Source organism: Achromobacter spanius, assembly GCF_029637605.1.
In the GTDB taxonomy this organism is placed as follows: Bacteria; Pseudomonadota; Gammaproteobacteria; order Burkholderiales; family Burkholderiaceae_B; genus Achromobacter; species Achromobacter spanius_E.
In genome coordinates this window covers 1488564-1501358 of record NZ_CP121261.1, presented here as the reverse complement: position 1 = coordinate 1501358, position 12795 = coordinate 1488564, and the positions used below count along the sequence as shown (strand labels likewise).

Here is a 12795-nt window from a genome sequence, read left to right as displayed (position 1 = left end):
ATGGTGGGCATCCTCATGGGCGAGCGGTTTCGGAAGACGGGCCAGGCGGCGAAAACAGACCACCGGTCAGCATGGCGATGGCGTGCGCCGCGATCGCCTGGGTGTCGATGGCCTGCGCCTGCGCGTCGCCTTGCCAGATGCGGCGCCACAAGTTGGACGTGGCAAGCGGCAACAGGGTCAGGCCAAGAATGGAAAGAAACACCAGCCTGGGTTCGACGCCGGGCGTGATGGCGCCCTGATGCTGGGCCTGGCCGATCATCCCGGCAAAGGCGGCCAGCCGGTCGGTGGGCAGATGGGGCAGCACCCGTTCGCGCAGTTGCCCGCCTTCATTCACCACTTCATGCATCCACAACGCGGGTAGCCACGGCCGTTGCGTGGCGCTCTGCACGATGCGATTCACAATTTCCGTCAGGTAACCGCGCGCCGCCGTGGCGGGGTCCATGTCGGGGGCAGGGTCGGGGTCAATGGCGGGCTTAAGGACGGGGTCAATAGCGGTATCCGGCTCCGCCTCGGAGGCCAGCCGTACCGGGGCCCAAACATAGCCAATGACCGGCACCACCCGTTCCAGCACCACGGCATCAATCAGTTGGTCGCGGCTTTTGAAGTAGTAGTGCAGCATCGCCGGCGTGACGTTGGCGCGTTGGGCGATCTGCGCGATGGTGGTGGCCGCCACGCCCTGCGCGGCAAACAGGCCGGTGGCGATGTCCAGCAGTTGGGCGCGCATGGCGGCGTTGTCGGGGCCTGCGGCACGCGCGGGGCGGCCGGGCCGGCGGGTGGGGGCGGAAGGGGTTGGGCACATGGCGGGCAGTTTAATTAAGTATTTAATTAATTAAAAGAGGGCCGGCGTTAAATGTTGCAACGCAGGGCGGTGGGCATCGATGGTGTAATGGCTCGGTTCCCCAATCTGCCGCCCGGGCCTTGCCTGCAAGGCCTGGGCGGCTTCCCCAGGAGGCTGGACTTCATGACGCAATCCCCGTCGATCAACCGCCGCATCGTGCTTGCCGCTCGCCCGCATGGCGAGCCCTCCGATAGCGATTTCCGCCTGGAAACGGGCGATGTCCCGCAGCCCGGCCCAGGCCAGGTGCTGCTGCGCACCGTGTACCTGTCTCTGGATCCCTATATGCGCGGCCGCATGAGCGACGCGCCGTCCTACGCCGAACCCGTGCAGATCGGCCAGCCCATGGTCGGCGGCACGGTGACCCGCGTGCAGGCGTCCAATCACCCTGATTACAAACCTGGCGAATGGGTGCTGGCCCAATCCGGCTGGCAGGACTATGCCTTGTCCGACGGCGCCGGCTTGCTGCGCCTGGGCCCCAAGCCGCAGCATCCGTCGTATTCGCTGGGCGTGCTGGGCATGCCCGGTTTCACGGGCTACATGGGGTTGCTGGACATCGGCCAGCCCAAGGCCGGCGAAACCGTGGTGGTGGCCGCGGCCAGCGGCGCGGTGGGCGCGGTGGTGGGACAGATCGCGAAAATTCACGGCTGCAAGGTGGTTGGCATTGCGGGCGGCGCGGACAAATGCCGCTACGTGGTCGACGAACTGGGCTTTGACGACTGCCTGGATCACAAGTCGCCCGACTTGCCCGGCCGTCTGGCGCGCGCCGTGCCGCAAGGCATTGACGTGTATTTCGAGAACGTGGGCGGCGCGGTCTTTGATGCCGTGCTGCCGCTGCTGAACCCGCGCGCCCGCGTGCCGGTCTGCGGCCTGATCTCGGCCTACAACGCCACCAGCCTGCCTGATGGCCCGGACCGTTTGGCGCTGTTGATGCGCAACATCCTGACCAAGCGGCTGAAGGTGCAGGGCTTCATCATCTTCAACGAATACGCGCATCGCTATGGCGAATTCCGCGAAGCGATGGAAGGGCTGATTGCGCAGGGCCGCATCAAGTATCGCGAAGACGTGGTCGACGGCCTTGAGAACGCGCCGCGCGGCCTGATCGGGCTGCTCAAGGGCGAAAACGCCGGCAAGCGCATTGTGCGCGTCGGCCCGGATGAATAAGCGCGTACCGCAATCGGAGCTAAACATGAAAATCCTGATCGTGCTGACTTCCCATGACACGCTGGGGGACACAGGCCGCAAGACGGGCTTCTGGCTGGAAGAGTTCGCAGCGCCGTATTACGCGTTCGTTGACGCGGGTGCCGCGGTCACGCTGGCCTCGCCCAAGGGCGGTCAGCCGCCGCTGGATCCCAAGAGCGACGACCCCGATGCGCAGACGGACGCCACGCGCCGTTTTCGCCAGGACGCCGACGCGCAGCGCGTCTTGGCCAACACGCAGCGGCTGGCCGACATGCAGGCGGCGGACTTCGACGCGGTGTTCTATCCCGGCGGCCATGGTCCCTTGTGGGATCTGGCGGAAGACGCCAAGTCGGTTGCGCTGATCGAAACCATGCTGGCCGCCGGCAAGCCGGTGTCGGCGGTTTGCCACGCGCCGGGCGTGTTGCGTCACGCCAAGACGGCGGATGGCAAGCCCTTGGTGCAAGGGCGGCAGGTAACGGGCTTTTCCAACAGTGAAGAGGCAGCGGTGCAGTTGACCGACGTGGTGCCGTTCCTGGTGGAAGACGAACTGACGCAGTTGGGCGGCTTGTACAGCCGTGGGCCAGATTGGCAGCCGCATGTGGTGTGCGACGGCTTGTTGGTCACGGGACAGAACCCGGCGTCGTCGGTGGCGGTGGCAGAAGCGCTGCTTGAGCGTTTGAAGCAATGAAGCTGGGGCAATGAAGCTGGGGCTGGAGTACTGGAGCACCGGAGCAATGGCGCTGAAGCAATGAAGCAATGAGCTGGGGCACCGGAGCACTGAATTGCTGAATTGTTGACGTGCTGAAGTTTTTCGCAACGCGGCAGGGCGCCGGAGGCGCGCGGATATTGAATCTGCGCCGTTCTCCGAACGCTGGTCTGTTTCGTCAGGATTGGTGCGCACTGTGTCAGAATCGCTACTTTCCGACACAAGTGCGCCCCTCAGCCGAGCCGCCGCGCACCCTTCCTGATGCCCCCGACGTACCCGAATACCCTGAAGGTTCCTGCGAGGCCGCGCTGTTCGCTGCCATGCAGGCGCGTGATCCCGCCACCGGCCGACATTGCCGCCGTGTAGTCGCCCTAAGCGTAGCGCTGGCGCAGGCCTGTGGCCTGTCCGAAGACGAACAACAGGCCACCGCCGTAGCCGCGCGGCTGCATGACGTGGGCAAGATCGGCACGCCCGATCGCGTGCTGTTTTCGCCGCATCGCCTGGAAGGCGAAGACTGGGAAATCATGAAGTCCCACGCGGCGGTTGGCGCAGACATCATCTTGCATAGCGCGATGCCGCAACGCGATCTGATCGCGCAAGCGGTACGCCACCACCACGAGCATTTCGACGGCTCGGGTTATCCGACCGGCCTGCACGGCCACGACATTCCGATGCTATCGCGCATTATTTCGCTGGCGGATTCTTACGATGCGCTAGGCGACGCACGCCCATATCACCCCGCGCGTGGGCATACCGAGATCATGCGGATTCTGCATCGTGAAGCCGGTTCAAAGTGCGACCCGGATTTGTTGCGCGTCTTTGAAGCGATGATAGAAACGAGCACGCTGCGCGTGCCGTGAATCGCAGCGGGCGTTTCACGTGTATGGGCGGCAGCCGCCTCATTCGTAGGATGGGTGAAGCGCGAGAAATCACCCCAAAGAAAGCCGGCCTGTGCCGCGCGTAACCCATCAAGCAACCGTGGATGAATTCCACCTTCGGCAAGAACTTTACGGTTGCTGATGGGTTACGCGCGTTTCGCGTCAGGGTGCTTTTAAAGGCTTCCGCGCGCTGCACCCATCCTACGGCAGCGGGCGTCTTACGTAGGATGGGTGAAGCGCGAGAAATCACCCCAAAGAAAGCCGGCCTGTGCCGCGCGTAACCCATCAAACAACCGTGGATGAATTCCAACTTCGGCTAGCACTTCACCGCCGTTGATGGGTTACGCGCGTTGTTCGTCTGGGTTCTTGCGAGCCTTCCCCTCGCGCTTCACCCATCCTACAGTCGATACGTTTTTGCTACCGTGGCCAGCTCTTGCAGCGTGCGTTGTTGCCAGGCTGCGTCGTGGCCCAGCTCTTCGGCCAGGATGCGGGCGACTTCCGGGGCGGCCAGCATGGCGGCTTCCGCGTCCAAAAACAGCGCGCGGTTGCGGCGGGCCAGCACATCCTCGGCGCTGCGCGCCAACTCATAGCGCGCCGCGAAGCGTACGTGCGCTTCGGACAGGCCGCTAGCCTTGACCAGCATGCGGTCGGCGCCGGGCAGCGCCTTCAACACGGCAAGATCGCTGCCGTAGTAGCTGTCCGGCGTTCCTGCATGCTCTTCGGATGGCGTCAGGCCCGCCGCGCCGTGCAGCGGCAGCGATTCGGTCCGGCACGACGCCTGCGTCAGCAAGTGATGTTGAATCGCCGTGTCCACCACGTCCTGCGCCATGCGGCGGTAGGTCGTCCACTTGCCGCCCGTCACCGTCACCAACCCCGCGTTGGACACCAAAATCGTGTGCTCGCGCGATAACTGCTTGGTCGACGCCTCGCCCGTGGCCTTGACCAGCGGACGCAGGCCCGACCAGACGCTGGTGACGTCGTCGCGGGTTGGCTTGCGGCTGAGGTAGCGCGCGGCGGTGCTCAGGATGAAATCCACATCCTGCGCGCCCGCTTCCGGGTCCAGCGGCAGATCGCCACGCGGCGTGTCGGTGGTGCCCACGATGGTGTGGCCGTTCCATGGCACGACGAACAGCACGCGGCCGTCGTCGGTCTTCGGGATAAGGATGGCGCGCTTGCCGGGCAGGAACTCTTGCGGCAAGGTCAGGTGCACGCCCTGGCTGGGCGCCACCATCGTGGTTGCGTTCTTGTCTTCCATGCGGCGCACGGCGTCCACCCAGACGCCGGTGGCGTTGATCACGCAGCGCGCGCGCAACGAGAAGCTGGCGCCGCCGATCACATCTTGCGCGGTCACACCGTCAACCTTGCCATTGCTGGTGCTCAGGCCCGTGGCGCGCACATAGTTCACGGCCGTGCCGCCCAGGTCGAACAGCGTGCGCATCAGGCTCATCGCCAGGCGCGCGTCATCGAACTGGCCGTCGTAGTACAGCACGCCGCCTTTCAAGCCGCGTCCGTTGACGTTTTCCGCCAGCGTGGGCGCATTGGCCAGCGTGTCGCGGCGCGACAACCAGCGGCTGGGCGCCAGGTTCAGCTTGCCCGCCAGCATGTCGTACATCTTCAGGCCGATGCCGTAGAAGGGCTGATCGAACAGGTTGTAGGCGGGCACCACAAAACCCAGCGGCCACACCAGGTGCGGCGCGTTGCGGTTGAGCAAGCCGCGTTCGTGCAGCGCTTCGCGCACCAGGCTGACGTTGCCTTGGGCCAGATAGCGCACGCCGCCGTGCACCAGCTTGGTGGCCTTGCTGGACGTGCCCTTGGCAAAGTCGGCGCCTTCGATCAGCAGGGTGCGGTAGCCGCGCGCGGCGGCGTCCACGGCGGTGCCCAGGCCTGTTGCACCGCCACCGATGACGATGACGTCCCAGGACGGCGTGTTGTCCAGCGTGGACAACAGGCGGTTGCGGTCGGGCGGTGTGACGTTGGCGAGCGGTTGGTTCATAAGTTGGATGCGGAATTATTCGTGGGGGTCTCTACGCCGGCGCCATTGGGCGCGGCCGCGACTTCGCAGCGCACGCCGGAATCCAGCAGCACCTGCGCCAGCGGTTCCTGAGGGTGCGCGTCGGTAAAGAATCGGTCGATTTGCGAGATATGCGCCAGTTCCACCATGGCCTGGCGCTTGAATTTGCTGCTGTCCGCGGCCAGCCAGACTTCACGCGATTGTTCGATGATGGTTCGTGCCACGCGCACTTCGCGGAAGTCGTAGTCGCGCAGCGTGCCGTCGGCTTCGATACCCGAAATGCCGATCAGCCCGATATCCACCTTGAACTGGCGGATGAAATCCATGGTGGCTTCGCCCACGATGCCCCGGTCGCGCGAACGCACCACGCCGCCGGCCACGATGACTTCGCAGTCCGGGTTATCGGACAAAATGTCCGCCACGTGCAGGTTGTTGGTAATGACGCGCAGGCCGCGATGGCGCAGCAGGGCGCGTGCGATGGCCTCGGTGGTGGTGCCGATGTTCAGTATCAGCGAACAGCCGTCCGGCACGGCGCGCGCCACGGCTTCGGCAATGCGCTGTTTGCCCGCCGCATGCAGCCCCTGGCGCTTGCGGTAGGCAATGTTCTCGATGGTGGACGCTTCGATGCGCACGCCACCATGAAAGCGCGACAGCATGCCGGCTTCGGAAAGGATGTTGACGTCGCGCCGCACGGTTTGCAGCGTAACGTCAAAGCGTTTGGCGAGCTCTTCGATCGTGGCCGAGCCTTGGGCCCGCACCATTTCGACCAATGCGCTCTGTCGTGGATTCAGTGTCATATTCGCATGATAAAACAACAAAAGCGAAAAATAATGCCGCACTGCAAGATTGTTTTTTGTTCGCTTCTTGGGTAAAACGCAAAAAAAACGAAAGATACCTGAAAGAGTATGCTCATCCTGTTACGCCATTGCGCGTAGCGGCTGGGGCGCTGTACCGCATACCGAAGTCCGAAATAAAACAGGGACGTATAAGTAGGTTGAGGAGACTAGATGCAGCTGACCTTGGACAGGATAGGTTTGCGGGCCGGTTCGCAAACGCACCTGACTCCCATGAGCCTGGCCCCCGTGCCGGGAGCCATGACGGTGCTGCTGGGGGTGACCCTGGCGGGCAAGACCTCGTTGATGCGCATCATGGCCGGGCTGGACCGACCCACCGAAGGCCGTGTACTGGTTGACGGCGCGGACGTCACGGGCGTGCCCGTGCGACAGCGCAACGTGGCCATGGTCTACCAGCAGTTCATCAATTACCCGTCCATGTCGGTCTACGACAACATCGCGTCGCCGCTCAAGCTGCGCGGCGAAAAGGACATCCGCGAAAAAGTCCGCGCCATGGCGGCCCGGCTGCACATCGACCACCTGCTGGCGCGTTACCCGTCGGAACTGTCTGGCGGACAGCAGCAGCGGGTGGCGCTGGCCCGCGCCCTGGTCAAGGACGCGCCCCTGATCCTGCTGGACGAGCCCCTGGTCAACCTGGACTACAAGCTGCGCGAAGAACTGCGCGACGAGCTTTCGGAATTGTTCGCCGAAGGGCGTTCCACCGTGGTCTACGCCACGACCGAGCCGGGCGAAGCCCTGTTGCTGGGCGGCCACACCGCCGTGCTGGATGCGGGCGAGCTGCTGCAATACGGCCCCACGGCCGAGGTCTTTCACCGCCCCAATTCCATACGCGTGGCGCGCGCGTTCAGCGATCCGCCCATGAACCTGTTTGCGGCCCGGTGCACGGACACGGGTTTCGTCCTGCAAGGCCAGGTGGCGGTTGACCGCGGCCTGCCTGCGGAAGCGGGCGCCGACATCACGGCGGGACTGCGCGCGGGCGCGCTGGACGTGGAGCCGCGCCCGGGCCACGTTGGCGTGGCCGGCGTGGTGAAGCTGGCCGAGATTTCAGGTTCCGACACCTTCGTGCATGCGGAAACGGCCGCGGGCAACGTGGTGGCGCAATTGCCTGGCGTGCATCGCTACACCTTGGACCAGCGCGTGCAACTGTATTTCGACCCTGCCAACACCTATGCATTTAACGCCGACGGCGCGCTGTTGGCCGCCCCTCTGGCCGCGCCGCGCCATCCGGGCATGAACGGGGAGGCGGCCTGATGGCGCAGATCGAGCTGGACCTCTCCCATTCCTACGTGGCCGACCCCAAGACCGACGAGGACTACGCACTGCTGCCGCTGCAGTTCACCTTTCGCGATGGCGGCGCCTACGCTTTGCTGGGCCCATCGGGCTGCGGCAAGACCACCTTGCTCAATTGCGTATCCGGCTTGTTGCGCCCCTCGCACGGGCGCATTTTGTTCGACGGCCAGGACGTCACGGCCAAGTCCCCGCAAGCGCGCAACATCGCGCAGGTGTTCCAGTTTCCCGTCGTCTACGACACGATGACGGTGGCCGACAACCTGGCCTTTCCGCTGCGCAACCGGGGCGTGCCGCCCGAGCGCATCCGCGAACGGGTGGGACGCATCGCCGAAATGCTGGAGATGTCGCACGTGCTGGACCGCCGCGCCAGCGGCCTCACGGCGGACGCCAAGCAGAAGATATCGCTGGGCCGTGGGCTGGTGCGCAGCGACGTGTCGGCCATTCTGTTCGACGAACCCTTGACCGTGATCGACCCGCAACTGAAGTGGGAACTGCGGCGCAAGCTCAAGGAAATCCATCACGAATTCAAGCTGACGCTGATCTACGTGACGCACGACCAGACCGAAGCGCTGACGTTTGCCGACCAGGTCATGGTGATGGCGCGCGGACGCGCCGTGCAGGTGGGCAGCGCGGACGATCTCTTCGAGCGGCCGGCGCATACCTTCGTGGGCCATTTCATCGGATCACCCGGCATGAACTTCCTGCCGGCGCAATGGCGCGACGATGCGCTGTGGGTGGGGCAGGCGCGCGTGCAAGGTGCCACATCCGATGTGGCCGCAAAGCTGGCTAACGCAGGCCCCATCAAGCTGGGCGTGCGCCCGGAATACCTGCGCTTGACGGACGCGAACGCGGCGGGCGCCGTGCCCATGCGGGTAGAGCGCATTCAGGACGTGGGCACCTACACCTTGCTGGTGGCCGACTTCGAAGGCACGCCCGTGCGCGCCCGCCTGGGCAGCAACATCGTGCCCGCCGCCGTCGGCGGCACCGTCTGGTTGTCGGTGCTGAATCCGCACACCTGCTTTTACCGCGACGAGGTGCTGATCCCATGAAACCCATCAATCACCGGGCCTGGTTCCTGGTCTTGCCCGTGGTGTTGTGCGTGGCGTTCTCGGCCATCTTGCCGCTGATGACCATCGTCAATTATTCCGTGCAAGACATCATTGCCCCCGACCGCCGCGTCTTCGTGGGCACCGAGTGGTTCGCCGCCGTGCTGCAAGATGAAGAACTGCATGGCGCCTTGTTCCGCCAGATCGGCTTTTCGCTGGCGGTGCTGGCGATTGAGATTCCGCTGGGCATCTTGCTGGCCCTGTCCATGCCTGCCAGTGGTTGGCGCGCGTCTGCCGTGCTGGTGATCATTGCGCTGTCCTTGCTGATTCCGTGGAACGTGGTGGGCACCATCTGGCAGGTGTTCGGCCGCACCGACATCGGCCTGTTGGGCGCGACCTTGTCGTGGCTGGGGGTGGACTACAACTACACCGGCAACGACGTGGACGCCTGGGTGACCGTGCTGGTCATGGACGTGTGGCACTGGACGCCGCTGGTCGCACTGCTGTGCTATGCCGGCCTGCGCGCCATTCCCGACGCCTACTACCAGGCCGCGCGCATCGATGGGGCGTCGCGGCTCGCGGTGTTCCGCTACATCCAACTGCCCAAGATGCGCGGCGTGCTGATGATTGCCGTGCTGCTGCGCTTCATGGACAGCTTCATGATCTACACCGAGCCCTTCGTGCTGACGGGCGGGGGGCCGGGTAACGCCACCACGTTCCTGTCGCAATACCTGACGCAAAAGGCCGTGGGCCAGTTCGACCTGGGCCCCGCCGCGGCGTTCTCCATCATTTACTTCCTGATCATCCTGCTGCTGTGCTTCATCCTCTACAACTGGATGCAGCGCGCGGGCACGACCGGCGGCGTCGACGAGGAGCATCCCCATGCGTGACCAATCCACCTGGTGGCGTTCCGCCTTCCTGATCCTGTACCTGGTGTTTGCGATGCTGCCGCTGTATTGGATGTTGAACATGTCGTTCAAGACCAATACCGAAATCGTCAGCACGCTGACGCTGTGGCCGCGCGACTTCACGTTCGAGCATTACCGCACCATCTTCACCGACCCCGCCTGGTATTCGGGCTACATCAATTCCCTGATCTACGTCGTCATCAACACGGTGATCTCGCTGGCGGTGGCGCTGCCCGCCGCCTATGCGTTTTCGCGCTACCGCTTCATTGGCGACAAGCACGTGTTCTTCTGGCTGCTGACCAACCGCATGACGCCGCCGGCCGTGTTCCTGCTGCCGTTCTTCCAGCTCTACAGTTCGTTCGGGCTGATGGATACGCACCTGGCCGTGGCGCTGGCGCATCTGGTCTTCAACGTGCCGCTGGCCGTGTGGATCCTGGAAGGCTTCATGTCTGGCGTGCCGCGCGAAATCGACGAGACCGCCTACGTGGACGGCTATTCTTTCCCCCGGTTTTTCCTGACGATCTTCCTGCCGCTGATCAAGTCGGGCGTGGGCGTGGCGGCGTTCTTCTGCTTCATGTTCAGTTGGGTGGAACTGCTGCTGGCGCGCACGCTGACCTCCGTCAACGCCAAACCCATCGTGGCCACCATGACCCGAACCGTGTCGGCGTCCGGCATGGACTGGGGCGTGCTGGCGGCGGCGGGCGTGTTGACCATCGTGCCGGGCGGCATCGTCATCTGGTTCGTGCGCCACTACATCGCGAAGGGCTTCGCGATGGGCCGCGTGTAGAAGGGGGCCGACATGTTCAGTTGGATGGTATGGACCACGCCGGTTGCCGTGTTTTTCACCTGCATCGTGTTGATGCTGATTGGCATGACCGTGTGGGAATTGAAATCGCCCACGGTCGAACGCAAGGGCTTTCTGCCGCTGCGCACCACGCGCGGCGACAGGCTGTTTATCGGATTGATGGCCGCGGCCTGGGTCAACCTGGCGTTTCTGGGGTTTGGCGAAAAGGTGATGGAGTGGCTGTCGCTGGATGAGCCGCCATCGGTGTGGATCAGCTTCGTGGTGTCCATGCTGTTGCTGGCTTTCATCATGCGAAAAGGCTGAAGGGGCGCGTCGACCCCTGGCAGGTTGGGATGGATGGTTTTGAAGGACTGCGGCCCGCATCTTCCCCGGCCAGCGGTCCGCAGCAGAACAGAAGGGGAAGGGTATTCGAGGAGACAGGTCATGAAATTGCGCATGCACGCCATGGCGGCTGCTATCGCCCTGATCGGCACGTCAGGGGCTTGGGCCGGCGAGCCGGAGGCGAAGAAGTGGGTGGATTCCGAGTTCCAGCCTTCCACGCTGTCCAAGGACCAGCAGATGGCCGAGATGAAATGGTTCATGGACGCCGCGGCCAAGCTGAAGGCCAAGGGCGTCAACGAAATCAACGTCGTGTCGGAAACCATCACCACGCACGAGTACGAATCCAAGACGCTGGCCAAGGCGTTCAGTGAAATCACCGGCATCAAGGTCAATCATGACCTGATCCAGGAAGGCGACGTGGTCGAGAAACTGCAGACGTCCATGCAGTCCGGCAAATCGATCTACGACGGCTGGATCTCGGACTCCGATCTTATCGGCACCCACTACCGTTACGGCGCCATTCTGCCGCTGTCGGACTACATGGCCGGCGCGGGCAAGGAATGGACCAACCCCGACCTGGACATCAAGGACTTCATCGGCACCAAATTCACCACCGCGCCCGACGGCAAGCTGTACCAGTTGCCCGACCAGCAGTTTGCCAACGTGTATTGGTTTCGCGCCGACTGGTTCGCCCGGCAAGACTTGAAAGATAAGTTCAAGGCCAAGTACGGCTATGAATTGGGTGTGCCCACCAATTGGTCCGCCTACGAAGACATTGCCGACTTCTTCTCCAACGACGTCAAGGAAATCGACGGCAAGAAGGTCTATGGCCACATGGACTACGGCAAGAAAGACCCGTCGCTGGGCTGGCGCTTCACCGATGCATGGCTGTCGATGGCGGGCGCGGCCGACAAGGGCCTGCCCAACGGCATGCCGGTGGATGAATGGGGCATTCGCGTGGCGGATGACAAGTGCACGCCGGTCGGCGCGTCCGTGTCTCGCGGCGGGGCCACCAACAGCCCGGCCGCCGTCTATGCACTGACGAAATACATCGACTGGATGAAGAAGTACGCGCCGCAGCAGGCCATGGGCATGACGTTTTCGGAATCCGGCCCGGTGCCCGCCCAAGGCCAGATCGCCCAGCAGATCTTCTGGTACACGGCCTTCACCGCCGACATGACCAAGAAGGGCCTGCCGGTCGTGAACGACGACGGCACGCCGAAATGGCGCATGGCGCCGTCGCCCTACGGCCCGTACTGGAAGGACGGCATGCAGAACGGCTATCAGGACGTGGGTTCGTGGACGTTCTTCAAATCCACCAACCCCGACAAGATGGCCGCGGCCTGGCTGTATGCGCAGTTCGTCACGTCGAAGTCGGTGTCGCTGAAAAAGTCCATCACCGGCCTGACCTTCATCCGCGACAGCGACATCAACAGCGAGTTCTTCACCAAGAACGCCGCCAACTACGGCGGGCTGATCGAGTTCTACCGCAGCCCGGCGCGCGTGGCATGGACGCCCACCGGCAACAACGTGCCGGATTACCCGAAGCTGGCCCAGTTGTGGTGGAAGAACGTGGCCACGGCGGTCACCGCCGAAAAAACGCCGCAGGCCGCCATGGACAGCCTGGCCAATGAGATGGACCAGGTGATGGCGCGGCTGGAGCGGGCAGGCATGGCGCAATGCGCGCCCAAGCTGAATCCGAAAAGCAACCCCAGCAAGTGGCTGTCGGACCAGCACGCGCCGTGGAAGAAGCTGGCCAACGAGAAGCCCAAGGGCGAGACCATTCCCTATGAGCAACTGCTGGCTGCCTGGAAGGAGGGCAAGGTCCGGTAGGGGCTGGTTAAGCGGGCAGGGCACCGCCCACGGATAGCCGCAGCGGCTGTCCTTGGGCGGTGGAGAATGGGCGGGGGGCTGCCAGGCGGTTCCCTGGCCAGTTCGGTAGTCCGTTCGCCAGCTGGT

General features: G+C 63.9%; 12 protein-coding genes. 9 read left to right on the top strand and 3 right to left on the bottom strand.

Annotation, left to right across the window (positions count from 1 at the left end; translation table 11 throughout):
- Positions 1-13 precede the first annotated feature (13 nt).
- The gene (locus tag P8T11_RS06585; protein WP_268077700.1) at positions 14-799 is read right to left on the bottom strand and encodes a TetR/AcrR family transcriptional regulator; all 786 of its coding nucleotides are present in this window, start codon (positions 797-799) and stop codon (positions 14-16) included.
- A 162-nt stretch (positions 800-961) separates the two neighbouring features.
- Between P8T11_RS06585 and P8T11_RS06580 the strand changes: the two genes are divergently transcribed.
- The 3 genes from P8T11_RS06580 to P8T11_RS06570 all read left to right on the top strand — a co-directional run bounded on the left by P8T11_RS06580 (position 962) and on the right by P8T11_RS06570 (position 3583).
- A complete protein-coding gene (locus P8T11_RS06580) occupies positions 962-1999 on the top strand; it encodes an NADP-dependent oxidoreductase (protein ID WP_268082429.1) in 1038 nt (345 codons plus the stop codon).
- A 25-nt stretch (positions 2000-2024) separates the two neighbouring features.
- On the top strand, positions 2025-2705 hold the full coding sequence (locus tag P8T11_RS06575; RefSeq protein WP_268077701.1) for a type 1 glutamine amidotransferase domain-containing protein: 681 nt from the start codon (positions 2025-2027) through the stop codon (positions 2703-2705).
- A gap of 338 nt (positions 2706-3043) precedes the next feature.
- The gene (locus P8T11_RS06570; protein WP_278072178.1) at positions 3044-3583 is read left to right on the top strand and encodes an HD-GYP domain-containing protein; all 540 of its coding nucleotides are present in this window, start codon (positions 3044-3046) and stop codon (positions 3581-3583) included.
- Between the two features lie 415 nt (positions 3584-3998).
- Here P8T11_RS06570 and P8T11_RS06565 read toward each other — a convergent pair whose 3' ends face one another.
- Together P8T11_RS06565 and P8T11_RS06560 are read right to left on the bottom strand one after the other, a co-directional pair.
- Positions 3999-5594: a glycerol-3-phosphate dehydrogenase/oxidase gene (locus tag P8T11_RS06565; protein ID WP_268077703.1), complete on the bottom strand. Its 1596-nt coding sequence runs from the start codon at positions 5592-5594 to the stop codon at positions 3999-4001.
- Positions 5591-6409: a DeoR/GlpR family DNA-binding transcription regulator gene (locus P8T11_RS06560; RefSeq protein WP_205736910.1), complete on the bottom strand. Its 819-nt coding sequence runs from the start codon at positions 6407-6409 to the stop codon at positions 5591-5593. The genes P8T11_RS06565 and P8T11_RS06560 overlap by 4 nt, the downstream gene beginning before the upstream one ends.
- Positions 6410-6619: 210 nt before the next feature.
- On the opposite strand from P8T11_RS06560, the gene P8T11_RS06555 reads away from it, so the two are divergent.
- The 6 genes from P8T11_RS06555 to P8T11_RS06530 all read left to right on the top strand — a co-directional run bounded on the left by P8T11_RS06555 (position 6620) and on the right by P8T11_RS06530 (position 12669).
- Complete coding sequence (locus tag P8T11_RS06555; protein WP_268077704.1) at positions 6620-7717, top strand: ABC transporter ATP-binding protein; 1098 nt, start codon at positions 6620-6622, stop codon at positions 7715-7717.
- On the top strand, positions 7717-8805 hold the full coding sequence (locus P8T11_RS06550) for an ABC transporter ATP-binding protein (protein ID WP_268077705.1): 1089 nt from the start codon (positions 7717-7719) through the stop codon (positions 8803-8805). The genes P8T11_RS06555 and P8T11_RS06550 overlap by 1 nt, the downstream gene beginning before the upstream one ends.
- Positions 8802-9692 carry a carbohydrate ABC transporter permease gene (locus tag P8T11_RS06545; protein ID WP_268077706.1) on the top strand — a complete coding sequence of 297 codons (891 nt, stop codon included), beginning with the start codon at positions 8802-8804 and terminating at the stop codon, positions 9690-9692. Before P8T11_RS06550 ends, P8T11_RS06545 begins: the two co-directional genes overlap by 4 nt.
- Entirely contained in the window at positions 9685-10497 is an 813-nt protein-coding gene (locus tag P8T11_RS06540) for a carbohydrate ABC transporter permease (RefSeq protein ID WP_100855963.1), read from the top strand. Before P8T11_RS06545 ends, P8T11_RS06540 begins: the two co-directional genes overlap by 8 nt.
- A gap of 12 nt (positions 10498-10509) precedes the next feature.
- Positions 10510-10818, top strand: coding sequence for a DUF2160 domain-containing protein (locus P8T11_RS06535; RefSeq protein ID WP_268077707.1), 309 nt, complete (start codon positions 10510-10512; stop codon positions 10816-10818).
- A gap of 120 nt (positions 10819-10938) precedes the next feature.
- A complete protein-coding gene (locus P8T11_RS06530; RefSeq protein ID WP_268077708.1) occupies positions 10939-12669 on the top strand; it encodes an ABC transporter substrate-binding protein in 1731 nt (576 codons plus the stop codon).
- The last annotated feature ends 126 nt before the right edge of the window (positions 12670-12795 follow it).